We start from the raw sequence: 25,903 nt of genomic DNA on the forward strand, positions 1-25,903 counted from the left end.
TCGGGGAGCAAGAGGATCTAAGGGTGTGGGATTTTGCTAAAAACGGAATGAGACTCCGCAAACTCGCTGACGCTCAGACAGTGCTGCGTCTCATTCCAACGCAAAATTCCACGCCCTAAGATCCTTAGCTCTCCTGCAAATGCCCCGCCGCCCATGATGCCTGCCCCGCTGCGCCCTGATGTTGATGAGCGATAGGTGTTAAAATTAAAAAGCTCTGCCTAATTTTTTTGGGGGACAGAGCTTTTCAAATGGGGGTATGATGATATTTCTGGAATACGCTTTAGGTGCTTTCCAGGTGACGGATTGCTGACGCTCCCTGGGTGTAGAGGGCGGTTCGCATGGCGAATGTCAAAACTGCTGTGATGAGGATCATTACCACGGTGGTGATGTGGATGTTTAGGTGGAGTTTTCCGTACAGCAGCCAGCCGGCGCCGATCAGGATGGCTCCGACGGTGAGGTCGATGAGGACGGAGATCAGGGCGCGGTTGTTGGATTTTATGGCGGCTGTTTCGTTTTCCCAGTTTAGTTTTGGGAAGGACAGATCGAAAAGGAGCTGTTCATAGTTGATGAAGAGGATGAACAGGACGGTGATTGCTGTGGTGTAAACGAGGGTCGCCGGGTGCAGGCCGAAGATGACGGCGATGATGTTGAAGGCCAGGGAATACGGCAGGGTGCCTAGGAGGCTGATGGTGATGCCGCTTACCAGCATGGCGCGGATCTGGTCGTGGTAGGTCATCGGGATGCACTTCATGTAGATGTATTCGCTGCCTTTACGGGACATCGCGGTGGCGGAGATCAGGCAGAACATGGAGACCATGACGGCGATTCCGGCGGCGGTGAGGACGGCTATGGCGACGGGGAGTTCTCCACGCAGGATGTGGTAGATGGTTCCATCCGCGGAGAGTGTGTGCAGGAAGCCTGTAGCCTTGGCCATACCGAGGCTGGAAATTACCGAGATCAGGGCAATGCCCAGCATGAAGACCGGCCAGATGAGCGGCATCAGGACGCAGTTCATGAACCAGGCCGGGGTGCGGTAGAGTTTTTTCCATTCGATCATCGCATAGGTACGGATGGGGTTCCGGCTTTTGACGGTCCGAGTGACTTCTTCTTTGGTCAGGCGGCGTTTTTCGCTCGTTGTCTCACTCATGCCGAGGACGGCCGGGAGGTAGATTTTCCAGGCGAGGGCGAAGAAGACGGCGAGGATGACAGCGGTTGTGGCGATGTAGAGGATCATTTTCAGGAGTGATGCTTCTGCAAGGCTTCCGGTCATCAGGGTCAGATTCGGGAAGATGGTCTGGAAGGCGCGCAGGGTGCCTTTCTGGCTTTCCATCAGGTTCATGATATCTTCCATTTCAAAGTTTCCGATGCTCCGGGAAAAGACGTTGATGCCGATGGCGAAAACCATGGATGCGCCAAAACCGAGATAGCTTAAGAAATCTTTGTTTCGAATGTTTTTGAAGAGCCGCATGACAATCATTGTAAGAACCGCCGCGTAAACAAGCGGGACAACCGGAAAGATCAGGCAGGCGAGGATCATGTTGATCCAGTAAAGAATGCCCATTTTTGCGCTGATGCCGTAGCCGAGTAAAAACGGGAAAAACATCAGAACCACAAGGTAATATTCATTGATCAGGCAGCAGAATCCTTTGGCGCCGACGATTTCTGCCGGAGTGAACGGCAGCGGCAGAAGTTTCACGAGGTCGGAATCCATGTAATACTGGCTGAGGAACAGCGGCAGTCCATAGAAGAAAATGACCAGCATACCGATGGCGCAGACGAAATCGAGCATCAGAACTTCGAGGCCGAGCGGCTGCAGGAATTCATAGCCAAAGTATCCCATCATGAACAGTAATACAGAAACGGGCAGGAGGCAGATGCCGAGCAGGATGTAGACGGCGATGCGGCCTGCGCCTGAAAATGCTTTCTTTTTTCCGCTCTTCTGATTGCTTTTTCCTGGTCCGCTTTTCAGAAGGAAACGGGTGAGAATCCATAAGTTACGCATGTTCGGTGATCTCCAGGAAGATATTTTCGAGCGTCTGATCCGGATAGGCCGCTTTTAATTCTTCCAGGGTACCCAGGTATACCTGGCGGCCGTGATTGATGATCGCGATGCGGTCGCAGAGTTTTTCTGCTACTTCCAGCACGTGGGTGGAAAACAGCACGGCGTTTCCGGCATCGGCGTGTTCGCGCATCATCTGTTTTAATTCGTGTGCAGAACGCGGGTCAAGGCCGGTCAGCGGCTCGTCGAGAATCCAGACCGGCGGCTTGTGGATCAGTGCACCCATCACCATAATTTTCTGACGCATGCCGTGGGAATAGCTCATAATGCGGCTCGAAAGGTTCTCTTCCATTTCGAAGCGTTTTGCGGTTTCTTCAATAAATTTCCGGCGTTCTTCGGTACTGACACCGTAGATGTCTGCCATGAAATTCAGGTATTCAATTCCCTTGACGCGAAGGAACGCATCCGGGTCATCGGGCACGAAGCCGAACTGGCGCTTAGCTTCAAGCGGCTCTTTCTGGATATCTTTTCCGTTGATTTCGATCGTTCCTTCGGACGGCTCTAAGATACCAGTGATCATTTTTAAGGTTGTTGTCTTTCCGGCTCCGTTCGGGCCGATAAATCCGGTGATCTTTCCATCTTCGATATCCCAGGAAAGATCGTCGACGGCTTTTTTGCTTCCGTCGCCGTAAATCTTGCTGACGTGGTTCAGACAAATCATTTTTTATTCCCCCTCTTTCGTTTATGGAAATAAACTACTGTTCACGCACGCCGGAATCATTTTCCGTTTTCCTTTCTTTGGAAAGTGGTTCCTGTATACGCTTTTTCTCCAGTATGCCTTCTTCTGTCAGAACTGTCAATTGATCACTATAAAAATACAGAATTTCGTAAGAAGTTTTAAGATTCGTTTTTCGGAATCCGCTTCTTCACAAATTCCAGAAAACGCTCCGCCGCCGGGGACAGTCTCTTTCCGTATGCCAGGCCGATTTCCACCAGATACTCCGGCTCGAGCGGCAGCTGGCACACGCCGGGGTAGCCCTGTACACTGTTGATGTGATTGTTCATGCTGATGCCAAGACCGGCGTCCACCATCGCGTAGGATGCCTGGATGTCAATCGTCGTGAACTGGGTATTCGGCTCCAGTTTTTCCTGGCGGAAAAAGCGCGCATTGTCGGTATCCATGCCCGGGCAGGTGTCGATGTAGGGTTCCTTTGTAAATTCTGTGATCGGTACTTTTTCCCGTTCTGCCAGCGGATGGTGTTCCGGCACAAGGGCCGTCAGCGGGTCCTCACAGAAGGGAATCCAGGATGCAATCCCCTCCCGTCTGCTGATGAGGCCGAAATCCAGCTCATGCTCCTGAATTTTTCCGGCAAACTCTGTGCTTGTTCCGGTAAAGATGCGGAACTGCACTTCCGGATACTGTTCCCGGAATTCTGACGTTACATGCATAATCCAGCGATAGTATGGGCGGTATGCCGTTCCGATTCGGATCGTTCCGCAGACGCCGCCGCGCACAGATGCTGCCGTCTGCTCCAGGCGCTCTGCCGCAAACAAAAGCTCGCGGACCGCAGGAAGAAGCTGGCGGCAGCCATCCGTTGCTGTTACGCCCTTCTTTTCCCGGTGTAGGAGTAAAATTCCCGTCTCTTTTTCCAGTGCTGCAATACTCCGGCTGACACCGGACAGCGTGTATCCGGTCGCCTCCGCCGCCGCAGTCAGGCTGCCGCATTCCAGTGTTTTTAATAAGATTTCCCATCGTTCCAGTTCCATCTAATGTATTTCTCCCTTTTCTCTTCTTGCAGTTTCCGCAAGTATAACTTGATTTATTTTCGCTTTTATCAAGGATAAATCCGCGCTATACTTTTGTCAATCATCAGAACAATCATACAAGGAGTTTTCTTATGCATACACAGGATCTGACGGAGGGAAATTTATCCCGCCATCTTCTTCATCTCGCTCTGCCGCTGATCTTCGGCAATCTTCTGCAGCAGTTTTACAACACCATCGACGCCTTCGTCATCGGCCGCTATGCCGGGCAGCAGGAGTTTGCCGCGATCGGGATTGCCGGAACGATTATGAATCTTTTTCTCTTTGCTGTTTTCGGTGCATGCACCGGACTTTCTGTGCTGTTCGCCCGCTGTTACGGGCTTTCCGATCAGCGTGCTCTGCGCCGCCAGCACTTCACGGCGCTGTACGGCGGGCTTTTTCTGACACTGTTCTTAAGTGCCGTCGGGCTTTTCGGAATGAACGGGATTCTTGTCCTGATTCAGACGCCGTCCGAACTTTCCGGTTTTGTCCGCCATTATCTGTTCTGGATTTTTCTCGGACTGCCGGCTGCGTTTCTTTATAATATGTACGCTTCTGCACTCCGCGCTTCCGGCGATACGGCAGCCGCGCTTTACATCCTGGCTGCCTCGGTCGCTGCCAATTTAGGACTCGATCTTCTCTTTGTCGCACGGCTCAGCATGGGGATTACGGGCGCAGCGCAGGCCACAGTTCTGACCCAGATTTTTTCTGCTGTGCTCTGCCTCATCTACCTGTTCCGCTCACACCGGGAGCTTCTGCTTTCCAGAGAGGATCTGCTGTTTGACAGACATCTTCTTCTGACAACTTTAAAATGCAGCATCGTCACGGCACTGCATCAGACCAGTGTCTATATCGGGAAAATGCTGGTGCAGGGCATTGTAAATACAGCTGGTACAGAAGTCATTGCCGCCTATACCGCTTCCACGCGGATTGAAGGCTTTGTCAATTCCCTTGCCGACAGCGGTTCCGCTTCTACCTCCGTTCTGATTGCACAGAACTACGGTGCCGGAAAGAAAGACCGGGTACGGGATGCTTCGCTTTGCAGTCTTCGAATTCTCTTTCTGCTGGGGCTCTTCTGCGCAGTCGTTCTCTTTTTTACGGCCCCGCCTGCTGTCAGGCTGATGCTCGGCCATGCGGATGGAACAGCCTATACAAGTGCAGTTCAGTATCTGCGGGTCATCTCGTTTTTCTATTTTCTGTGCTATACGGGAAGCTCCTTTACCGGCTATTACAATGGACTGGCGCGCGTTTCTTTTACGCTGATCGGTTCTATTCTGCAGATATCACTGCGCGTTCTGTTTACCTGGATCCTGTTCCGGCGCTTTGAACTTGCCGCCGTTGCCGCCGCTACAGGCATCGGATGGCTCTGCGCCAATCTCTTCTGGGGATTTCTGCGGGTTTGGAAATCCAGAAAAGCCGAATAAAAGACTGCCATCGAAAAAAAAACAGCTGTGGTCATCCTTTTGGGGATCAGCCGCAGCTGTTTTTCTATGCTTATTTTTTCAGAATGACATCAATAACCGTATCGACGGCATCCGGCAGTACCGGGTCTTCACCGAGGTCAGCAAATGCCATCGTCGGGTAATCGCTGTGTACCCAGCTTGTGGAAACCGGGATTTCCGCGCCGGTTGCGACGTAGCGGATGGCCTGGATTTCTTCTTTTTTCACGCCCGGCAGAGGCAGCGGGCCGACCGTGTTTTCATAGACATGAAAATACAGATGATTTCCGCGGCGCGTCACACGGCCGAAGTCCGGCTTTTCGATGCCGGCTTTTCCGCAGCCGTAGATGCTCTCGCCGTTTTTCTTCATCCATTTTCCAATCTCTGCAAGCCGCTCGATCGACTCTTCCGGAATATTTCCCTTCGCATCCGGGCCAACATTCAGCAACAGGTTTCCGCCTTTTGATACGCACTCGACCAGTTTTTTGATCAGCATCGGTGCCGGTTTGAAGAAGTGGTCGTTCGCGCAGTAGCCCCAGTGGTTGTTCATCGTCACGCAGGACTCCCAGGCAATGTCATTTCCGTTCACATCCTGGATGCCGTTCGGCGGGATCATCTGCTCCGGGCTCACGAAATCGCCGTGGTACGGGGTCGGATTTCCAGCCGCCAGAGAACCGTAGCCTTCGCCGCTTACCTCGAGGCGGTTGTCGATGATGACATCCGGCTGGAGGCTGCGTACCATGTTGATGAGCTCGGTTGCTTTCCATGCTTCGCCGCGCAGCGTTCCGTAGGAGAAGTCAAACCACAGCACATCGAGTTTTCCGTAGTTCGTACAGATCTCTCGCACCTGATTGTGCATGTAGGTCAGGTAGCGGTCGAAATCGCGGTCATCGTTTTTGTACGCCGGATTGTTCCGCATCGGGTGATTCTGGTCGCCGTAGTGCGGGAAATCATCGTGGAACCAGTCGAGCAGGGAAAAATAAAGTCCGACTTTCAGTCCCTCTGCGCGGACAGCCTCGACATACTCTGCGACGAGGTCGCGGCCGCATTTCGTGTTGGTGGATTTGAAATCGGTATACTGGCTGTCGAAGAGGCAGAATCCGTCGTGATGCTTTGCAGTCAGGACCATGTATTTCATACCGGCCTCTTTCGCTGCTCTCGCCCATTTGCGCGGCTCGAAATCAACGGGATTGAATTCCTCAAAGTATTTCATGTAGTCTTCTTTTGGAATCTGTTCGATGCTCCGCACCCATTCCCCGCGCGCCGGGATGGCGTAAAGCCCCCAGTGGATGAACATGCCGAAGCGCGCATCGCGGTACCATTCCATCCGCTTGTCGTAGGCTTCTCTGTCAAATTTGTACATAGTTTTGCTTCCTCCTTGTTTATGTGAATTTTTATAAAAACTTCCCTGTAATGCTCTCCGGATTTTCCCGGATCTCCTCCGGCGTGCCGCATGCGACGATCCGTCCGCCGCTCTCTCCTCCGCCGGGACCCATGTCGATGACGTAATCGGCATTTTTGATGACATCAAGATCGTGCTCAATCACAAGCACGGTCGCTCCGTTGTCGATCAGCGCCTGGAAAACCTGAAGGAGCACGCGCACATCGAGCGGATGCAGGCCGATGCTCGGCTCATCAAAGACAAATACCGAATCCGTCTGCACGCGGCCGATTTCGCTTGCCAGTTTCAGCCGCTGTGCCTCGCCGCCGGAAAGGCTCGGCGTCTCCTCACCCAGTGTCAGATAGCCAAGACCGAGCTGGCGCAGAATGTTCAGCTTCTGGCTGACGTTTTTCCGGTCAGCACAGAACTCCGCCGCGGAATTGACATCCATCGCCATCAGTTCCGGCAGGGATGCGGTTTCTCCGGCTTTGTTTGTCATTCTGATGCCGTACGCGCCTCTGCCATACCGCGCACCGCGGCAGTCCGGGCAGGGGATGTTGACATCCGGCAGGAACTGGACGTCAAGACTTACCACACCGGTTCCGTCACAGCCAGGGCAACGCAGGCTTCCCGTGTTGTAGGAAAAGTCGCCGGCCTTGTATCCTTTTTCTTTTGCGTCCGGCAGCTTTGCGAAGATTTTCCGCAGTTCATCATGGACATTCGCATACGTTGCGACGGTCGAGCGCACGTTGATGCCGATTGGCGTGGCATCGATCAGTTTCACATGCTCGATGCCATCCGCCTCGATTCCGCGGATGTGCTCCGGCAGCGGTTTTTCACTGATTTTTGCTTCCAGCGCCGGGATCAGACTTTCCAGTACCATCGTTGTTTTGCCGGAACCGGATACACCGGTTACGACTGTGAGGCGGCCTTTCGGAATCTTTACTTCCAGTGGTTTTACCGTGTGAATCGGACCGGTTACAAGACGGATCGTTCCTTCTGCAAACATCTCTTCTCGGCTGACACGCGGACGCAGCTTTGTCTCCGCCGTTCCCGCCAGAAACGGGCCGATCTGTGAGGACGGATTCTGTTCGATTGTCTCAATCGCCCCCTCTGCAATCACATGACCGCCTTTGCTTCCGGCCTCCGGCCCCATCTCGATGATCCAGTCGGATTCTTTTAAAATCTGCGTATCATGGTCGACAAGAATCACGGAGTTTCCATCGGCAACGAGATCGTGCATTACGCCCGTCAGTCCGACGATGTTGGACGGATGAAGGCCGATGCTCGGCTCGTCCAGCACATAGAGCACGCCGGTTGTGCGGTTCCGGACAGCGCGGGCGAGCTGCATCCGCTGGCGCTCTCCTGTGGAAAGCGTGGCGGCAGAACGGTCGAGCGTCAGATATCCGAGGCCCAAATCCATCAGCCGCTTTGCCGTGTTTAAAAACGATTCACAGATACTCTCCGCCATCGGACGCATCTCCTCCGGCAGGGTTTCCGGCACACCGCGCACCCAGCTGACCAGATCGGTCAGTGTCATCTGACATGCCTCATCGAGGGAAATGCCGTGCAGCTTCGGACCACGCGCAGCCGCGGAAAGACGGGTCCCATGACATTCCGGGCAGATCTCCTCTTTCAGGAATTTCTCAACACGTTTCATTCCTTTTTCGTCTTTTACTTTTGCCAGCGCATTCTCCACCGTATGAACGGCACTGTAGTACGTGAAGTCCAGTTCGCCGCCCTGGTTCGAATTTTTCGGCTTGTAAAAAATATGTTTTTTCACCGCCGGCCCGTGGTAGACGATTTCTTTTTCTTTCTCAGTCAGTTCCGAAAACGGCACATCCGTGCGCACGCCCATCTCGCGGCAGACATCCGTCATCAGTGACCACATCAGACTGTTCCACGGAGCAACGGCTCCCTCGTCAATCGTGAGCGATTCATCCGGTACCAGCGACGCCAGATCCACGGTGCGCACGGTTCCTGTTCCGCCGCACCGCGTGCAGGCTCCCTGCGAATTGAATGCCAGTTCTTCAGCAGACGGCGCATAGAAATGTTCCCCGCACTCCGGGCAGACCAGCTCTTTTCCGGCTGCAACGGCGAGCGACGGCTCCACATAATGCCCATTCGGGCAGCGGTGGTTCGCCAGGCGGGAATACATCAGGCGCAGGCTGTTCAACAGTTCCGTTCCCGTTCCGAACGTACTGCGGATTCCCGGCACCCCCGGCCGCTGATGCAGGGCCAGTGCGGCGGGAACGTATAAGACTTCATCCACCGACGCTTTCGATGCCTGTGTCATCCGGCGGCGGGTGTAGGTGGACAGTGCCTCCAGATAGCGGCGCGATCCTTCCGCATACAGCACGCCGAGCGCCAGCGACGATTTGCCGGAACCGGACACACCGGCGATGCCGACGATCTCATTTAAGGGAATATCGACATCAATATTTTTCAGATTATGTACTTTTGCTCCTCGTACGAGCATTTTTTTGATCATAACTTTTCTCCTGTTTTAGATCTGGATTTTCACCCATTTTCCCTGTTTAAACCGGATCGTTGCAAAGATAAACCGCGACATCTGATCCGCCAGCACGCCGAACCAGATACCGACGATGCCAAGACCCAGCGCATAGCCACCGAGGTAGGAAACGATCGTACGAATAAACGTAACGCTGATCATGGACGCAACCGCTGTATAAAGCGTATCTCCGGCGCCGCGCAGGCAGCCCATGTAGATGACCTGGCAGATCTGGAAAATGACGACGAAGATGATGACATGGATGATGCTGACGCCGATTTCAATGATATGCTGTTCTTTGAAAAACAGGCTGTACAGCCATCTTCCGCCGAAGAGATAAATCGCAACGAGGCATACCGCGATGCCAGCGCCGATCAGACGGCACGTTCTGCCATACTCTTTTGCGAGATCCGGCTTTTTCGCGCCGAGGCTTCGGCCGATCAGCGCAACCGCCGTGGACTGGAGGCCATCACCGAAGGCAAACGAGAGCGACATGATGTTCATGCCGACCTGGTGTGCCGCCATCGCATCGGTTCCCTGTTTTGCTGCCATGATTGCCGTCATCATAAAACCGATCCGCATGAACAGCTGCTCGAAGAAAACACTGTAGCCGACTTTGATCAGGCTGACAAGGGATGCGAAAGTCGGTTTGATTTTCCTTTCCACAATATAGCCAAGATTCAGGAAACCGTCTTTTTTCATGATAGAAAGAATGCTCATCACACACGCAACAACCGTTCCTGTGACGGTCGCCAGCGCCGCGCCCTGAATGCCGAGTGCCGGGAATCCGAAATGGCCGTTGATCAGCAGATAATTTAAAATAATGTTGATTGTATTCGATGTTACATTCGTGCGCATCGTGATTTTCGTATTGCCCGCACCGCGCTGCGCCGAGTTGATGCCCATCTGGATGCAGTTGAAAATCATACCGCCCATGATGATCTGAAAATACATCACGGCTCCGTCATGCGTCTCCGCCGTTGAACCGCAAAGATTGATGATCGGGCTCGCCAGTACCACGAAAGCGATGCTGAATCCGATTGCCGCAAGGATAATAAACGCCAGTGATGTCACCAGGATTTCATTCGCCGCATCCTGCCTCTGCTCGCCGCGCCGCCTTGCGACGAGGGCGGAAATCGACACATTCAGCGCAAAGAAAAACGCCAGGCCCATCAGTTTCGGCTGTGTGGTCAGACCAACCGCCGCAACTGCGTAAGAGCCGAGCGAACTTACCATCAGCGAGTCGACAAGACCCGCAAAGGCAATAAAAAAAGATTCCACAATCGCCGGCCATGCCATATTGACGGCGGTCTGGAACGTGTCTTTGTGGTATTTACCCTGTAATTTGTTTCCTAAGTACCCCATTTTCTTTTTCTTCTCCTCTCCTGTTTTCCCAATACCTATATTTTACTTTGTTTTAACAGAAGGGTCAATACGGTGCCATCAGAAAAACAGCCCGCTTTTCCGCCAGATTTTTCTGGTTTCAAAAGCGGGCTGCCCATTTCTTTTTCTCTTCTTTTACTCGCGGTACATCTTTGTCGCGAAGCATTTGTATTTGTGATAGAATGCCGTCATTGCCGCCTCATCCTGCAGCTTCTCCGGCTGATATTTTTTGATGGATTCGAGATCCTCGAGCATTGCCATCAGGTGTGTCTCTCCGCCGTAGTCATACAGCTTTGTGTGCTCCAGTGCGCGGATGGTGTGCGGATGGAAATTCGGAATATGCACAAGCGTATTCGGTCCTGCGACAAATTTTTCGCCCATGACCTCGACTTCCAGCGCGCCCTCTTTCACATAGTACAGCTCCCAGTTGCAGTGCGGGAAGGCGAACTCGACAACGAGGCCTTTTTCCAGCTCAGCATGCCATACTTCTTTCACGCCGTTTGTCTCCCAGCGGCCGATTTTGAGCTGCAGTTTATAGCCGTCACCCTCATACGTTGTGTAGGCAAAATCCGGGGTGCGGACTTCGTGCATTTCATGTTTGTCCACCGTCTCGCAGACCGGTGTTTCTCTTGTGAGATTCAGCGGATCGCCGCGGTAAATGCGCATGAACTCCGGATCTTCTTTGATTTCCGGGAAATTCTGGTTGACGGTGTTTTTCTCCCAGATGCCGCCCGACATATCAATCTCCTGGAACAGCTCGCGCCAGATGGTTCCCTCTTCCAGGAAGTGGAATCCGTGCGGCGTCCACGGTGCAATGTGGATGATATCGCCTGCGTGTGCGATAAAGCGTTTGCCGCGCATAAAGCACTCTACGCTTCCGGCTGCGATTTCAAACGTCTCAAATCCTTTCCGGTGCTGGTGATACGGAACGGTCGCATCTTTGTGATAGATCGTGTCACTCATCTCATCCTTCTCATGCGGGCCGCGCGGCAGGATGAAATCGTTGACCACCTGCGTTCCTTCATCCCAGTGGCGGATCCAGTCTTTCGGGTCATTCATGTCAATCAGATATTTTTCGTACATTGTAAAAACCTCCCATTTTTTATTTATCGCGCCTGTCCGTCACGGTAGGCCTTCGGTGAAAGTCCCATTTTGCTTCGGAAAAATCTGCCGAAATACCCCTGGCTCGCAAAGCCAAGCTTTTCTGCAATTTCCTTCACCGAAAGTTCCGATCCGGTCAGCAGCCGTTTTGCCATATCCAGTTTCATATCGTTGATATATTGTAAAATCGTGATTCCTTCCTGCTTTTTGAAAATACGGAGCAGATATTCCTGACTGAAATGCACCTGATCTGCCAGTACATGCAGCGAAGTATCTTCTGCCAGATGTTCGGTAATATACCGTTTTACCTGGTTTACAACATCCTCATTCTGCCGCTCCACATTCTGCTGTTTGATTTCAAAAACGTGCTCTGCCACATGATACAGGTATTCAAAAGCATCCTGCCAGCTTGCATGCAGTGATACATTATAAAGATTCATCGTACCGATGCGAAACGCCAGTTCTTCATTGACTTCCAGCCGTTTGATCCATCCGATAAATTTCGCACTGATGCTGCAGTAGAGTTCCAGTGCAAACAGGTCGTGCATGCTTCGGATTCCCTGCAGCTCTCTCTGCAGCGTAAGAATCGTATCCAGCACCTTCTCCTTTTCCATGCCCTCCAGATAATACTCCAGCTTCATGACACTCTGATTCAGATCCTGCTTTTTTGCATCGGACAGCGGCTCTTTTTCCAGCGGTGTTTTCTGAATCGGTTCTACCGAAAGTTCATCCTCGGCAAACCATGCCATACGGTCCTCGATGGCCGAAAATTTCCGGACTAATGTTTCAAACAGAACCGCCTGCTCTCCCACCAGAACTCCCGTCGATGTTCCAAGATTTTTATGGAGTGCCTTCTGAAACAATTCGGCCGCTCCTGCCAGCATCTTTACAATATGCTCTTCCTTCTGCATCTGTTTCGGCTGCAGTATCATCAGAAAACCGTTCCGGTTATATTCCAGATAAGATCCGTGCATGAAATCGAGAAAATACTTTTCAATCAGTTGATAATACATTCTGGCATTTCGTTTTTCCTCCTCATAATCATCTTTCAGAAAAATACTGTGCCGCAGAACAACGTAATAAATCTTCTGATCAATCGCAAAGTCAAACAGCATCTCATCCGCAAGCTGCTGGTTCAGCTGATTCAGCGGACGGTAGCCCTCCAGCAGTTCTCCCAGAAGCAGTGTCCTCATATAGAATATCGACTGCATTTCCCGATCCTGCCGAAAATCTGACAGATGCTGGAGAAGAAGATCATTTTCAAGCTCGGCAATGGTTTCCCTGACTGCCTCCAGAATTTTTTCATCATCCTCTGCTTTCAGCACATACCGGGCATGTTTGGAAACTTTATATACGTAGTCAAAATCCGCGTATCCCGTCAGGAAAATCATTTTGCAGTGCGGCCACCGCTCCAGAATGATATCATAGAGCTCAAGACCGCTCATCTGCGGCATATTGATATCCATAATCGCGATATCAATTTTCCGTTCTTCCAGCACGCTCTGTGCCTCGATGCCGGATGCCGCAGTCGTCAGGTCCAGCTCCCATTCTTCCTCCATGGCAAGCAGGCTGCAGAGATCATCGCGGATCATTTTTTCATCATCCACAATCAGTACATTATACATATCGCATTCCTCCCTGCCATGAAGTTTAGTTTTGTTTTATCCGTTCGTCAAGCCTCTGGATTTCTGCTTAAGACTCCCGTTTCCGGTTCTCTCGAAAACTGTTTCATAAATTCCCAGGTAAAATCCACAAGTGCCTGTGACGGCCAATGTGCGGATTTTCCCATGCAGATGAAGCGCGCCAGGTTTTCTCCCTGCGGATTCACACAGTCACCGATGAAATGGCTTCTTCCTTCCCTCAGTTCCACTCTCGTCTGTTCCATTGGAAATCCGAGTTTCTCTGTTACGATATCGGCACTGTATTTTGCTGCCTCACGTACCGCTTCTTCTGCAACTGGTTCGCATCCGGCGATCGTTCTCCAATTGTTGATCGACTGGATTTTATTTTTTCCGGAAAGATCAATCCGATCTGCTTTTTCCTCCGAGGCATCTCCTCCCGGCGGATTGAACGGCGGTTCGTCCCTTGTTACTGGAAGGAGCCCCAGAATCTCGTTTTCTCCCATGCAGATGCAGGCCGGAATTTTTACCTCTGCCGCATGTGCGACCATTTCCGGTGTGATGGTTTCTTCCGGCCAGATCACATCGTTCTGTTTATGAACACCAGTCGGACCATTTGCAAACAGCATACCGCCGGTTCCAACTGCGGCAAAGCGCTCCGGCCAGCGGATCGCATGACGCGATGTCATAAATCCGCCGAGCGAATAGCCTGCCATATAAACTCTGCTCCAGTCCACCGGATAATGTTCTTTCGCATACGCAAACAGCTCATCCAGTTTTTCCGGTGTCTCTGTCTCCGGAATGATGACAATTACTTTCTCTCTCGCCGCAAGCTGCGTATAGCCATACGATTCTGCGAGATAAATCGGATTGCCGGAGCCATGCATTACAAACAGCAGCGGATATGTTTTTTTCGGATTCTTTTCTGCCTCGAGCGGAACGTAGGATGCCCACTTCTCCGCGATATTTTCTGCCTCATGAAGCTCCTTTTTCAATCCGCGCTCTTTCCAGTAATTCAATGCCGCTTCCCCGCCCTCTTCCGGGTTCTGCAGCATGCACTCCTGATTTTTCAGGATTCCGTCGATGCTCTCACTTCTCGCATAACTTTCTGCATCAAACTCTTTGGACCCCATCATCTGTAACAGATGCATCAGTCCCTCTTTTGCTTTTTCCATTTTTGTCACCCCATTTTTACTCTTTTACGCTTCCCAGTGTCATACCGGTGATGAAGTATTTCTGCAGTGCCGGGTAAACCAGCAGGATCGGAATGATTGCAACGAAAATCTGTGCTGCGGTTACCGTTTTCTGCGATACGTTGCTCAGCGCGCCGACGTTGTTCATATCGATGTTGGACATATCGACGGACTGGATGACATTTCGCAGGTAAGTCTGCAGCGGATATTTCGATGTATCGCTTAAGTAAATCATTCCATCGAACCAGGAGTTCCAGTGATTGACCATCGTGAACAGGCCGACCGTTGCAAGAGACGGTTTGGAAATCGGAACAACGATTTTGGCCATGATCTGGAAGTGGTTGGCACCGTCCAGCAGCGCCGATTCGGTTAAAGCGTACGGCAGTCCGCGGAAGAAGTTCAGCATCAGAATGACGTTGAAGGTCTGTACAGCGCTCGGAAGAATCAGGGCCCAGATGGTGTTGTAGATTCCAACACTTTTGATGACGATGAACAGCGGGATCAGTCCTCCGGAAAATACCATGGTGATCATGAAAAACCAGACATAATATTTTCTTGCATGGAAGCGCTCATCCGGCTGGGACATCGCATAGGCGCTGACAATCGTAAGTCCGACGCTGATGATGGTTCCCAGGACAACTCTTACAACGGATATACCGAATGATTTGAAAAATTCCGGTTTGGAAAGAATGTATTTATAGGATTCTGTCGTAAATCCTTTTGGAATTACGGTAACAAGGCCTGCCTGCGCCGCTGCGTTGGAACTTAAGGAAAGTGCAAAAATATGAACCAGCGGAAACAGCGAAATGCAGATGACAATTGTCAGAAAGATGTAATTGAATACCTCAAACACCTTTCGGGATGGAGACGATTTTATCTTCATAGTAAAAACCTCCTAGAAAATCTGATAGTTTGCAAATTTTTTCGCAAGTGAGAAAGATACTGCGATCAGGATGAACGAAATCACCGATTTGAACAGACCGACTGCGGTAGATACACTGTACTGCAGGTTTACCATACCAAGACGGTAAACGAAAGTATCGAGGATATCTGCTTTTTCATAGACGATCGGGCTGTACAGGTTGAAGATCTGATCGAAGCCTGCATTCAGAATGTTTCCCATTCCAAGAACAGTTACCAGAACGATCTGCGGTAAAATTCCAGGAAGTGTAATGTAAAGCATCTGTTTAAAGTATCCTGCTCCATCGACTCTTGCAGCTTCGTACTGACTCTGATCGATGCCGGTCAGAGCTGCAAGGAAAATAACCATATTGTAACCACAGTTTTTCCAGACCTCAGAAACGATTAAGGTTCCGCGGATTGTTTTCAGACTGCCGAGGAAATAAACCGGCTCGTGTCCGAAAAGGCCGAGGAAGGTGTTGACAATACCGTCGGTCGGCGAAAGAATGTCGACCAGGATACCTCCGAGAACAACCCAGGACAGGAAGTATGGAATATAGATCAGTGTCTGTGTTGCTTTTTTGAAGTGTTTGTTTCTTACTTCATTTAAGAGTAATGCAAGAATCAATGGAACGATGATTCCTGCGATAATTTTCATAATTGCGATCACCAGTGTATTGATCATAACCTGGCGGAAATCTTTCATTTCGAATACATATTTGAAGTTGTCAAGCCCAACCCATGCGGAGGTGAAAAATCCTTTCATTCCGCCGGATGGAACGAAATCCTGAAATGCAATGACAATTCCTACCATTGGCAGATAGGAAAAAATAAGAAGCAGAATGACGGCCGGAATCAGCATCACATGCAGCGGCCATTCTCTTTTTAAATTTTGTATCCCTTTCCCTTTTTTCTGTTTCATACAAAATCCCTTCCCCGTATTTCCACTACGATTTTCTGTACTTTTTTATTTCGGGGAGTGAAGCTCCAATTCTCCACTCCCCGCCCGTTTTTCTTATTTTCTGCTGCTGTACCACTCGTTGACTTCTTCTGTTATTTTCTCCAGTCCGAGGGAATTCACTTCATTTAAGAAATCATCATAGGTATCTGTTGACTCAATGCCCATGATAACCTTGGTATAATACTCCATGATTTTGTCATTTACTGTGGAAAGCTTCTGACCCATGGTTTCTGTCGGTGCTCCGGTAAATGCATCTAAGAGGAACGAATCTTTTTCATGATACTCATTGATAACTTCAAGAGAAGACATATCATTTCCAAATACTTTCATTCCGCCGTAATTCTCTACTTTGTTTCCTGACAGATATCCATCTACGGCATCATAATACTGTTTCTGCTCCTGGTTCAGTTTGGAAGTATCTCCGCTTTCTACTGCGTCTACAACTGCCAGATGGCTGTCCAGGTTCTTCAGTGGATAATAGGTTTTCAGCATTACCCAGTGCAGTGGGAACTGTACGGCACCTGTTCCATCGTCTACCAGATAATCGCTGTACTCATCGCCGGACCATGCATCACACCAGAAGTTCAGCATTCTGACAACGGCTTCCGGATGCTCACATTTTTTGCTTACCACAACATAGCCAAGGATCTTTAAGTTAATCTGTGGGTGTACATCGCTGCCATCTACAGTCGGCATTGGGATGGATACCCAGTCAGCTTCCGGATCATTCTGAATGGTTGCGTTCAGCGGCCAGTTTGCATTCCAGAGCTGTCCATACTGGATACCGGCTTTTCCTGCTGCTGCAGGCTCGGTTCCTTTTGTCTCATCATTGGAAGAGAAGTCCTGCTCAATCAAACCCTCCTGATACATTTTCGCCAGATAATTTAATGCCTCTTTGTTTGCATCCGCATCTGCCACACCATATTCCAGACCGCCGTTTCCATCATCGATCCAGATTTCCGGATAGGCGTTAAATCCATTAAATACGCCTGTTGCATCGCCAAGTCCTGTGGATAAGAAATTGTTATGGAATACCATTCCAAGGGTATCTGCCTGTCCGTTTCCATCTGGATCCTGATCGCGGAAAGCTACCATAACGTTGTACAGATCATCCATTGTTTTCGGCATTTCCAGACCAAGTTTTTCGATCCAGTCGCGGCGGATCCAGAGAACGTCGGCACTGTCGATGGAAGAATCTACCAGCGGAATGGCAATGACCTGACCCTTATCTCTTGCGGACTCCAGTGCTGCATCGCCCTCTCCTGTGGTCCAGTCCATTAAGGTGTCGCTTGCATATGCATCGAAGATCTTTCCGATGTCGCGGTTGATCAGATCACTCTTTGCAAGCAGTGCCAGCTGGGAGCTGTTGACGATCATGAAATCCGGAATATCGCCGGATGCGATGGCTACGCTCTTTTTCTGTACGGAGTCGTCGGTGGTGTTGGCTGCAAACCATTTCCAGTCGATGGAGATGTTGGTGCGCTCTTTCAGTCTCTGGTAATAGAGGCTGTTTACTACGGTTTCCTGATCGAAATCTGACATGATTGTCGGAGAAATTTCGAAGAAGGAAGACAGTGTAACCGGCTCGTCATACTTGAAATCCGGATCGGCATCTTCCAGTGAAGATGCTGTCGCGGTGGATGATCCGCCTGTGCTACCGGAGCTGCCGCTTCCGCTGCTTCCGCAGCCTGCCATCATTCCGGTCACCATAACGGCTGTCAACAGTAACGCAATTTTTCTTTTCATATCATACCCTCCTGTTTTTGCTTCACCCCTGAAGCATTTTTCCTTTGCTTTCTAAACACACTATACCGCGCAAATCACAGATCAACAATGAAACAATCTTGATTTACTGTGTCAAAAATTGACCTGTTGCAATTTTTTATCAAGAAATGATCAATTTCTGATCACGTTTTCGCCTTCCTGCAGAATGATGGTCTCGCCGTTTTCTTTCACAAAGATTCCTTTTAATCCCTCCGGCAGTTTGAGGCGGTACTGTGTCTCTTCGCCTTCTTTTCGATACGAAAATGCCACTGCTCCGCGCTGCGATACCGCTTCTCCCTCAAGATCCGGCAGTGTGCCAAGATGCGGCTTCACAATGATTTCATCCGCTTTTCCCGTTTTCTGACGGATGCCTGCCATCACACAGATCAGTTCATACATCGGCAGGGCGCTCCATGCGTGGCATTCGCTTCTGGAATTGGACGGCGTCTCCGGGCAGGTGGTGCAGTGTTCATCCAGAAGATGCTTCCACCACTCCATCTGCCGGCTGGTGAGATCATAGCAGCCAGCCGCTTCACAGGCGCGGAACAGCTCGTAGCAGGTGGAGAAATAGCAGCGGAGGACATCTTTTTCTTCGAAGGTCTTCCGCATTAATTCTGCCGCCTCGGCTCCTTCTTTCAGATGATTTAATACAGCCCAGCTCTGTGCGTGCTGGCTGAACTCGCTGTAAGACGGACCCTCGCGGTACATGCCGCGCGCTTCATCCCAGCAGAGCGCTTCGATCTGGTGCAAAATAGCCTGCTGGCGGGCTTTGTACTCATCTTCCAATGCCGTTCTTCCGCTTTCCGCACAGATCTTCGCACCGGTTTCCAGCGCGAGGGCATACATCAGATTGATGATGGTTGACGGCCCCTGTTTTACGGCACCCGGGCGGCCAAAGGTCGGATTCCACTGCTCCTGCCAGTCCACAAAATCCCAGAAGCCGAGGTTCTCCACCAGCCCCTGCGATCCGATGTGGCGGTCATAATATTCGAGAATCTGATCGACATCGGCGCGGTACCGTTTCAGCACATCCACATCGCCGGTGCGCTCATAGTATTCCTGAATCATAAAAATATAGTAGAGTGAAAACGTCGAGATGATCTGTTTCGGATTGCTCGGCGCTCTTCCCTGGATCAGGCCGTCCGGCAGCATCGATTCATGGAAATCACGCAGCGCTTTTTTTGCGAGCAGCGTATCGGTACTGCAGCTGTAGGTGAACAGCGCCTGCAGGCGGGTATCCATCGGATACTGCATCTGCTCCCAGAACGGGCAGTCCATGTAGGTTTCCATCATACAGCTTTCCAGCGTGCGGACACACATCTGGTAAACCTGCTCTACCCAGCCCTCCGAGGAAGATACCCAGGTCGAGGAATGCAGCGGATAGCCTGTTTTACGGAAACGCGGACGGTAAAAGCATACGGATTCGTCCTTTGCCTCGATTTCGATTTTCAGGAAGCGCATCGTGCGGTACCAGAACGGCTCATATACCAGGCTGCCGCCGTTTAAGATGATCGTGTCTTCCTGTCCGTTGTTTCCGATCTCTCCGTTTTTATAGTCGTCCCGCTTTACCTCATCGATGCCGCGGGTGAATTTTTCAAAGTACGTAAATTTGACCTCCGCGTCTTTTCCGCCCTCGATCTGATAACGGAAATAGGCGTTGAAAACGGCATCGCCGTCAAAGAGAAGCTCACAGCGTTCTCCCGGGTGTACCTCGATTTTTTCCTCATCACCCAGTACCGGCGTTCCGAGTTCTTTTTCCAGCATTTCCTCCGTCTCGTACAGAAGCGGAATCGGACGCTCTTCCATGCGGAAGGTTTTTAAGATGCCGAACATCATCTCGAATCCCGTTTTTACTTCTTCGAGCGGCGCGGCTTTTTTCCAGTTTCCGGCTGCGAAATCGGCTTTTTTGTAATCACTTTCTGTTTTCCGGAAATCAATGCGCTCGGTCAGCGCACCCATGTTTCCGTTGACATGCGGCTCTTTGACAAGATACCAGGTGTCATCAAGCCACACGCGCCAGTCGGCAGTTCCTGTCGCAAGATCGGCAAGAATCTCTCCGTCTTCCTTTTTGACCGCGCCTTCCAAGGCAAAGCGATGGCCCGCCGGAAGAGTTGCCACGCTGTGAAGAGGCGCACGGCTGTCATCCGGTCTTCCTGTTCCATACATACTGTCGCAGAGCAGAACCTGCGCGGTGCATACATTTTTTCCTTTTCTCAGATAGGAACTGACGTCCACGGTTTCATAATACTGACAGAACTCGCTGCTCCGGCACGGACCCGAGAGGACCGGCTGCTCGTTGATCCAGAGACGGTATCGGGAATTGGCGGAGAGATCCACCATCAGAGTTCCGGTCTCCTCCAGTTCAAAATCCAGACGGTACCAGGCGAACCGGCCGTTCATATCTCCCTGATAAATCTGTTTTTCCTCAATTTCTTCCCGCGGCACCCCAAGCCACACTGCTTTATCCCACATAAAAATACCTCCTGTTTTTACGCCGTCTGTGCAGCAGCTTTTTCCTTCCATGCCAAAAATGCACAGTCCGGCTATCGTATCTTCAGTATAAAAAAACAGGGGAAGATCAACAATGTAACTTTCTTGATCTTCCCCTGCAAAAATTGACTTGTTGCTATTCGCTGAGATCCGTCAAACCGTAACGTAAATTTTTCTTTTTACTCCAGCGTTTTCGTAAGATCCAGCCGCAGAATCATGGCAACGCCGCCCAGCTCACTTTTCTGTGCCGCCAGCCCGCTGCCCTCTCCGTAAGCCAGTTTCAGTCTCCGCTCAATATTCGACAGCGCATGACCGGCCGCGCGTCCCTCGTAGTCGCGGATATTTTCCTGCATTTCTTTTAAGTGTTCCTCGCTGCCGCCTCCGCCGTTGTCCTCGATCCAGATTTCAAGCTGTGTTTCCGTTTTCACATAATGAATCCAGATTTTTCCATCCTCCAGAATATCCTTCATACCGTAATTATACGCATTTTCCACAATCGGCTGCAGAATCAGCTTCGGCACGCGGTACTCGCTCACACCGGCGGGCAGTGCTTCGTGTTCTACGGTGATTTTATCCCCGAAGCGCATCTGCTGAATGTCGATGTAGTTCTGCATGTGCTCCACCTCTCGCTGCAGCGGAATGTTCTGGTTGACTTCTTTGTTGATGAATCGATAATATTTCGCCAGCGATGTTACGAACTGTGTGATCTGATCATAATCTTCATTCTTCGCCATAATGCGGATCAGGTAAAAGCTGTTGTACAGGAAATGCGGATTGATCTGCGACTGCAGCTGGATGAGTTCTGCATTCTGCAGGAGACGGCTCTGCTCGCGGACGTTTTCCATCAGCTCGGTGATCCGCTGTACCATGCGGTTGAATGCCGCATAGATGTAGCCGAATTCATCATGCGGTTCGTGGTAGATCCGGACATCGAGGTCTCCCTTTTCTACTTCTCCAAATGCATGAACCACCTCATGCAGCGGGCGGCTGACGGCGTTGTTTGTCTGGTATAGAATTGCAAAGAACAAGACAGTAATGCAGAGCAGCACAATCCCCATGACCGCAAGCGCCCAGGCAGATGCACCACCTACCTTTTTCGCACTGCAGTATGCACCAACGGTTACGCCGTAGGATGGAAACTGCCGCCGTACCAACATGTATTCAGTTCCATGACTTCGAAGCTTTCCCTGCTCCGTATCTGCGGCACTTTCCTCCGTCCCGTCCGCTGTCTGATTCTGGTTTTTCCAGTCCTGGAAAATCTGGCTGCCCTCTGCTTCCGTCTGCAGAATCACACCGGGAACTCCGCTTTTCTGTTCCAGCGCCAGAAAGGCTCCCGTGTCTCCACCCCCAAGTGCTTCCAGAATTTCCCGGAAATAGCTCTGGGAAAGTGTGATAATGATGCCGCAGTCGGGGCGGTATTCCTCGTCCGTCGAGTACGTCAGCGGATACAGAAGCTCCATGTACAGCTTCCGCCGCTCATACACCAGCGTGCTGGCCAGATCATTGCCTTTTCGATCCAATGCTTTATACGTTTTTACGCCCCATCCTGTCTCCGTGTTGATTTCCCGGCTTTCCTTCGGAAAAACAATCGCAATTTTATCAATACTGTTGTTCGCCGCACACAGTTCCTGAATATGTGCCTGCAGCGACCGGATCAACTGCGAGCGCTCATACACATTCAGCGCATCATCATACGCCAGCGACTGCAGCCGGCTGTCCGTAATCAAGTTCTGCTCTAATTTTTGAATCGTCTCAAACTGCTGCTCCATGATCTGCGTATTGTGATACACCCGGTTCTGCAGCTCCTCCACAACATTGTCCCGCTGCTTCTGTGCGTACAGCAAAAATACGGCGGTCAGACTGATATAAATCACCAGCATACTGACCCCGAACAGTACGTACAGACGGCGGAAGACACTTCGGTTCTTCTTCTCCATCTTTTGTAAAATCCCCCTGTTTAAAAATTTCCCAACACGTTACTTCTCAGTATAACGCAAAAAAGGAATCCCGCAACAGAAAAATCGTTCGTTTAAATTTTCCTCTTGATAAAATGTCAGATTTTACATATGCTAGAATTAACCAGGAGGGATTTCTATGATTATTGTTACGGTTAATGAAATACAGAATGACTTTGACCGGTACTTGGCTTTTATCATAAACGGTCAGGAAATTGTTATTACTAACAACGGACAGGAACTAGGACGTTTTGTTCCGAAAAACTCCACCGCCTCTTATCTGACAGACTCGCTCACGGGTATTTTAAAAGAGGACTACACTCCGGATAATGCAAAGCTGGAAAGTTTGAAAGAAAAGTATAATTTTGCTGATTCATTATCCCGAGCACAGAGTTTCCGAAATAGCTCACTTATGCGGTTTTGAAATCCCCAGTTATTTTGGGAGTGTATTTAAAAAATCTGCGGCTGCACACCAGAAGAATTTCGACGCTTCTGTATGTGAGTCATAAATTTCAACAATAAAAAAGCGCCAGTCGCAAGGGCAAATCATTTTTCGCTCTTTGCGGCTGGCTTTTCTGCTTTTACATACGCCTGGAACGGAGTACCGTTTTTGCTAAGCGCCGCAGAAATCAGGACGTTAGTATCTATCAGTACTCTCATGCATTTTCATCCTCGCTTCTCAATTCGTTTACAAGTGCCATCACATCATCATCCGATGTTAAACCAGCACGCTCTGCTTCTCCAGCCATTTCTTTTTGCAGTATCTGCATAGCATAAACAGCAGAATTAACAATACGAACCGTATTTCCCTCAACAATGAATGTAATACGATCACCACTTGCTACTCCAAGTACCTCTCGAACATCTTTTGGAATTGTGACCTGTCCTTTTGCCATAACTTTTGCATTATCCACAAACATATTTGCTAACATAATCGCCACCTCCTTGTCAAGCATAAAAGTAGGGATTTCCCTACTTTTATTATATTAAGAATGCATTCAAAAATCAATGTCAAATATTGAAAATGCATAAATTGTTTCATCACCTCAATAATTTCTCTCTGTATAAAGCAACCAACCCCAAAGGCGAATCAATTTTTCTCGCTCTTTGGGGCTGGCTTTTCTTTTTCATTTTCTTATATATTTTTATTTACTCAGCACAAATTCTGCCTTATTCTCCGTCGTGCTGTCGCTTCCGATGAAGACTTCGAAAGTGCCGTTTTCACTTTCTACGCGCTCATTCTCTGTCAGGAATCGGAGTTCTTTTTCATTAATGGTAAATTCCACTTTCTGCTCTTCTCCCGGCTGGAGGGTTACTTTGCGGAAATCTTTCAGCTCTTTGACCGGGCGTACCACGGATGCGGCTACGTCGTGGATGTAGAGCTGTACCGTTTCGGTTCCGGCTGTTTCACCGGTATTTTTCACGGTTACGGAAGCTTTGATTTCGTCTTCCATGCCAAGTTCCGTCTTATCCAGCGTTACATCCGAAACTTCAAAGCTCGTGTAACTCAGACCATATCCAAACGGGAACAGCGGTGCGTTCGGGATGTCGAGGTATTTGGAGCGGAAGCGGTCTTTGTCCTTGCCTGGGACGTGCGGTCTTCCGGTGGAATACTCGTTGTAGTGAACCGGCACCTGGCCTACGGAGTATGGGAAGCTCATGGTCAGTTTTCCGCTTGGAGCATATGCGCCGAAAACAACGTCTGCGATCGCATTGGCTCCTTCGGTTCCCGGCATCCATACTTCGAGAACAGCTTTTGCTTTCGATACAACATCTCGCAGATCGAGCGGGCGGCCGTTGAAGAGGACAACGACAACGTTCTCATTGACTTCCGAAACACGGTCGAGCAGCTTCTGCTGGATTTCCGGAATGCGGATGTTTGCATTGCTGGTTGCCTCGCCGGACTGCAGGCGGTCCTCACCGATGACAAGAACGACAACGTCTGCCTCTTTCGCTGCGCATACGGCTTCCAGAAGCATAGCTTCCTCCTCTTCCGGTGTATGGGACTGCTCCATCGCCTCGCCGAATCCCTCCAGACGGATGTCGGAGCCAAGAATCGGGGAACCCGGATGGAAGCTCATGTTCTTTGTATCAGCCTGTGCTTTTACTGCCTCTTCCAGATTTGTTACATCTTTTGCATCGCCGATAAAGGACCAGGAACCCATCAGGTTTCTGCTGTGGACGTACGGTCCGACCCAGGCGATTTTTTTCTCTTTATCAAGCGGCAGAATCTTCTCTTCGTTTTTCAGCAGAACAAACGATTTTCTTGCAGCTTCTCTTGCCAGATCGCGGTGCTCCTTGCAGAGAATGATCTCTTTTTCTTTCGTCTCATCTGCGTCTTTATATGGGTTCTCAAACAGACCCAGTTTGTTTTTCAGTTCCAAAATACGCATGCAGGACTCATCGATCAGCGCCTCGGAAATTTTGCCTTCTTTTACAAGACGGCAGAGATTCTCACAGTAAATGCCGGTCATCATATCGATATCAACGCCTGCCTCTGCGGAGCGGATCGCTGCCTCCTCGCGGTCTGCACAGTAGCCGTGGTAGATGATCTCCTCGATTGCTGCCCAGTCTGAAATCAGAACGCCGTCGAATCCCATTTCATCACGCAGGATGCCGCGCATCAGTTTTTTGTTTCCGGTTGCCGGAACGCCGTTGACGGTGTTGAAGGAAGTCATTACCATCGCTGCGCCTGCATCAATGCCTGCTTTGTAGGACGGCAGATAGAAATCGCGGAAGGTGTGTTCGGAAAGCTCTACAGTGTTGTAATCTCTTCCTGCAGTCGGTGCACCGTAGCCTGCGAAATGTTTCACACAGGATGCGATTTTGTACGGCTCTTTCAGATCATCTCCCTGGAATCCACGCACCATGCCCGCGCAGAACAGGCCGTTCAGATATGGGTCCTCACCGGTAGACTCCATCACGCGGCCCCATCTTGCATCGCGCACGAGGTCGGTCATCGGTGCAAACGTTACGTGAAGACCGGAAACGGCTGCCTCTTTTGCAGCAACGGCCGCGCATTTTTCGGACAGCTCCGGCTCAAACGTTGCGCCCTGTCCCAGCGGAATCGGGAAAATCGTCTTAAAGCCGTTGATGACATCCAGCATAAACAGCATCGGGATGTGATGCGGGTGCTGCTCCACAAAATTTTTCTGGATTTCTTTTAACGTTTCTGCTCCCATGGAACCCAGGATCGATCCGGAAAGTGCTACATTCTCCGGTGTAAAGCCTTTCTCTGCCATCGGTCCCATGGCGGTGATGTCCATGTCTTTGTTGAAAAATGCGCCCACAACCTGGCTCATCTGGTTTACCTTCTCCTCCAGCGTCATGTCGGCCAGAAGCTCTTTTAATTTCTGCTCGGTCATTGTTTCTCCTCCATACCTTGTTTTTGCTGTATCCGTTT

18 protein-coding genes are annotated in these 25,903 nt (G+C 50.4%); 2 read left to right on the forward strand and 16 right to left on the reverse strand.

Annotation, left to right across the window (positions count from 1 at the left end; translation table 11 throughout):
• Positions 1–280: 280 nt before the first annotated feature.
• The 3 genes from ACY2VT_RS00600 to ACY2VT_RS00610 form a co-directional block, all read right to left on the reverse strand.
• A complete protein-coding gene (locus ACY2VT_RS00600) occupies positions 281–2,002 on the reverse strand; it encodes a putative ABC transporter permease subunit (RefSeq protein WP_461878510.1) in 1,722 nt (573 codons plus the stop codon).
• Positions 1,995–2,720, reverse strand: coding sequence for an ABC transporter ATP-binding protein (locus tag ACY2VT_RS00605; RefSeq protein ID WP_461878511.1), 726 nt, complete (start codon positions 2,718–2,720; stop codon positions 1,995–1,997). The genes ACY2VT_RS00600 and ACY2VT_RS00605 overlap by 8 nt, the downstream gene beginning before the upstream one ends.
• 176 nt (positions 2,721–2,896) lie before the next feature.
• Positions 2,897–3,766 carry a LysR family transcriptional regulator gene (locus tag ACY2VT_RS00610; protein WP_461878512.1) on the reverse strand — a complete coding sequence of 290 codons (870 nt, stop codon included), beginning with the start codon at positions 3,764–3,766 and terminating at the stop codon, positions 2,897–2,899.
• Between the two features lie 131 nt (positions 3,767–3,897).
• Between ACY2VT_RS00610 and ACY2VT_RS00615 the strand changes: the two genes are divergently transcribed.
• Positions 3,898–5,226: an MATE family efflux transporter gene (locus tag ACY2VT_RS00615; protein WP_461878513.1), complete on the forward strand. Its 1,329-nt coding sequence runs from the start codon at positions 3,898–3,900 to the stop codon at positions 5,224–5,226.
• A 70-nt stretch (positions 5,227–5,296) separates the two neighbouring features.
• On the opposite strand, the gene ACY2VT_RS00620 is transcribed toward ACY2VT_RS00615, so the two are convergent.
• The 11 genes from ACY2VT_RS00620 to ACY2VT_RS00670 form a co-directional block, all read right to left on the reverse strand.
• Complete coding sequence (locus ACY2VT_RS00620; protein ID WP_461878514.1) at positions 5,297–6,604, reverse strand: alpha-L-fucosidase; 1,308 nt, start codon at positions 6,602–6,604, stop codon at positions 5,297–5,299.
• Positions 6,605–6,635: 31 nt separating this feature from the next.
• Positions 6,636–9,113 (reverse strand): excinuclease ABC subunit UvrA, encoded by a 2,478-nt coding sequence (locus ACY2VT_RS00625; protein ID WP_461878515.1) that lies wholly within the window; start codon positions 9,111–9,113, stop codon positions 6,636–6,638.
• Positions 9,114–9,128: 15 nt separating this feature from the next.
• Complete coding sequence (locus ACY2VT_RS00630) at positions 9,129–10,499, reverse strand: MATE family efflux transporter (protein WP_461878516.1); 1,371 nt, start codon at positions 10,497–10,499, stop codon at positions 9,129–9,131.
• Between the two features lie 153 nt (positions 10,500–10,652).
• Positions 10,653–11,600, reverse strand: coding sequence for a cupin domain-containing protein (locus tag ACY2VT_RS00635; RefSeq protein WP_461878517.1), 948 nt, complete (start codon positions 11,598–11,600; stop codon positions 10,653–10,655).
• 23 nt (positions 11,601–11,623) lie between these two features.
• Positions 11,624–13,243 (reverse strand): response regulator transcription factor, encoded by a 1,620-nt coding sequence (locus ACY2VT_RS00640; protein ID WP_461878518.1) that lies wholly within the window; start codon positions 13,241–13,243, stop codon positions 11,624–11,626.
• A 47-nt stretch (positions 13,244–13,290) separates the two neighbouring features.
• The gene (locus ACY2VT_RS00645; protein WP_461878519.1) at positions 13,291–14,412 is read right to left on the reverse strand and encodes a hypothetical protein; all 1,122 of its coding nucleotides are present in this window, start codon (positions 14,410–14,412) and stop codon (positions 13,291–13,293) included.
• 16 nt (positions 14,413–14,428) lie between these two features.
• The gene (locus ACY2VT_RS00650; RefSeq protein WP_461878520.1) at positions 14,429–15,313 is read right to left on the reverse strand and encodes a carbohydrate ABC transporter permease; all 885 of its coding nucleotides are present in this window, start codon (positions 15,311–15,313) and stop codon (positions 14,429–14,431) included.
• Between the two features lie 12 nt (positions 15,314–15,325).
• Positions 15,326–16,252, reverse strand: a complete 927-nt coding sequence (locus ACY2VT_RS00655) for an ABC transporter permease (protein ID WP_461878521.1) — start codon at positions 16,250–16,252, stop codon at positions 15,326–15,328.
• A gap of 93 nt (positions 16,253–16,345) precedes the next feature.
• On the reverse strand, positions 16,346–18,037 hold the full coding sequence (locus tag ACY2VT_RS00660) for a type 2 periplasmic-binding domain-containing protein (RefSeq protein ID WP_461878522.1): 1,692 nt from the start codon (positions 18,035–18,037) through the stop codon (positions 16,346–16,348).
• Between the two features lie 150 nt (positions 18,038–18,187).
• Positions 18,188–20,527, reverse strand: coding sequence for an alpha-L-rhamnosidase-related protein (locus ACY2VT_RS00665; RefSeq protein ID WP_461878523.1), 2,340 nt, complete (start codon positions 20,525–20,527; stop codon positions 18,188–18,190).
• A gap of 197 nt (positions 20,528–20,724) precedes the next feature.
• Positions 20,725–22,482: a sensor histidine kinase gene (locus tag ACY2VT_RS00670; protein WP_461878524.1), complete on the reverse strand. Its 1,758-nt coding sequence runs from the start codon at positions 22,480–22,482 to the stop codon at positions 20,725–20,727.
• 157 nt (positions 22,483–22,639) lie between these two features.
• Between ACY2VT_RS00670 and ACY2VT_RS00675 the strand changes: the two genes are divergently transcribed.
• Positions 22,640–22,924 carry a type II toxin-antitoxin system Phd/YefM family antitoxin gene (locus ACY2VT_RS00675; RefSeq protein ID WP_461878525.1) on the forward strand — a complete coding sequence of 95 codons (285 nt, stop codon included), beginning with the start codon at positions 22,640–22,642 and terminating at the stop codon, positions 22,922–22,924.
• A 232-nt stretch (positions 22,925–23,156) separates the two neighbouring features.
• On the opposite strand, the gene ACY2VT_RS00680 is transcribed toward ACY2VT_RS00675, so the two are convergent.
• On the reverse strand, positions 23,157–23,432 hold the full coding sequence (locus ACY2VT_RS00680; protein ID WP_461878526.1) for an AbrB/MazE/SpoVT family DNA-binding domain-containing protein: 276 nt from the start codon (positions 23,430–23,432) through the stop codon (positions 23,157–23,159).
• A gap of 213 nt (positions 23,433–23,645) precedes the next feature.
• Entirely contained in the window at positions 23,646–25,865 is a 2,220-nt protein-coding gene (bglX, locus tag ACY2VT_RS00685) for a beta-glucosidase BglX (RefSeq protein WP_461878527.1), read from the reverse strand.
• Positions 25,866–25,903: the final 38 nt, after the last annotated feature.

This window comes from Fusicatenibacter sp. (assembly GCF_050872605.1).
In the GTDB taxonomy this organism is placed as follows: domain Bacteria; phylum Bacillota; class Clostridia; order Lachnospirales; family Lachnospiraceae; genus Fusicatenibacter.

Excerpts from the sequence above, each read along its gene's own strand:
- ACY2VT_RS00660 (WP_461878522.1), bottom strand. The coding sequence starts at position 18,037 with ATGAAAAGAAAAATTGCGTTACTGTTGACAGCCGTTATGGTGACCGGA.
- ACY2VT_RS00610 (WP_461878512.1), bottom strand. The coding sequence starts at position 3,766 with ATGGAACTGGAACGATGGGAAATCTTATTAAAAACACTGGAATGCGGC.
- ACY2VT_RS00625 (WP_461878515.1), bottom strand. The coding sequence starts at position 9,113 with ATGATCAAAAAAATGCTCGTACGAGGAGCAAAAGTACATAATCTGAAA.
- ACY2VT_RS00670 (WP_461878524.1), bottom strand. The coding sequence starts at position 22,482 with ATGGAGAAGAAGAACCGAAGTGTCTTCCGCCGTCTGTACGTACTGTTC.
- bglX (WP_461878527.1), bottom strand. The coding sequence starts at position 25,865 with ATGACCGAGCAGAAATTAAAAGAGCTTCTGGCCGACATGACGCTGGAG.
- ACY2VT_RS00665 (WP_461878523.1), bottom strand. The coding sequence starts at position 20,527 with ATGTGGGATAAAGCAGTGTGGCTTGGGGTGCCGCGGGAAGAAATTGAG.
- ACY2VT_RS00675 (WP_461878525.1), top strand. The coding sequence starts at position 22,640 with ATGATTATTGTTACGGTTAATGAAATACAGAATGACTTTGACCGGTAC.
- ACY2VT_RS00650 (WP_461878520.1), bottom strand. The coding sequence starts at position 15,313 with ATGAAGATAAAATCGTCTCCATCCCGAAAGGTGTTTGAGGTATTCAAT.
- ACY2VT_RS00640 (WP_461878518.1), bottom strand. The coding sequence starts at position 13,243 with ATGTATAATGTACTGATTGTGGATGATGAAAAAATGATCCGCGATGAT.
- ACY2VT_RS00615 (WP_461878513.1), top strand. The coding sequence starts at position 3,898 with ATGCATACACAGGATCTGACGGAGGGAAATTTATCCCGCCATCTTCTT.
- ACY2VT_RS00645 (WP_461878519.1), bottom strand. The coding sequence starts at position 14,412 with ATGGAAAAAGCAAAAGAGGGACTGATGCATCTGTTACAGATGATGGGG.
- ACY2VT_RS00630 (WP_461878516.1), bottom strand. The coding sequence starts at position 10,499 with ATGGGGTACTTAGGAAACAAATTACAGGGTAAATACCACAAAGACACG.
- ACY2VT_RS00680 (WP_461878526.1), bottom strand. The coding sequence starts at position 23,432 with ATGTTAGCAAATATGTTTGTGGATAATGCAAAAGTTATGGCAAAAGGA.
- ACY2VT_RS00655 (WP_461878521.1), bottom strand. The coding sequence starts at position 16,252 with ATGAAACAGAAAAAAGGGAAAGGGATACAAAATTTAAAAAGAGAATGG.
- ACY2VT_RS00635 (WP_461878517.1), bottom strand. The coding sequence starts at position 11,600 with ATGTACGAAAAATATCTGATTGACATGAATGACCCGAAAGACTGGATC.
- ACY2VT_RS00600 (WP_461878510.1), bottom strand. The coding sequence starts at position 2,002 with ATGCGTAACTTATGGATTCTCACCCGTTTCCTTCTGAAAAGCGGACCA.
- ACY2VT_RS00620 (WP_461878514.1), bottom strand. The coding sequence starts at position 6,604 with ATGTACAAATTTGACAGAGAAGCCTACGACAAGCGGATGGAATGGTAC.
- ACY2VT_RS00605 (WP_461878511.1), bottom strand. The coding sequence starts at position 2,720 with ATGATTTGTCTGAACCACGTCAGCAAGATTTACGGCGACGGAAGCAAA.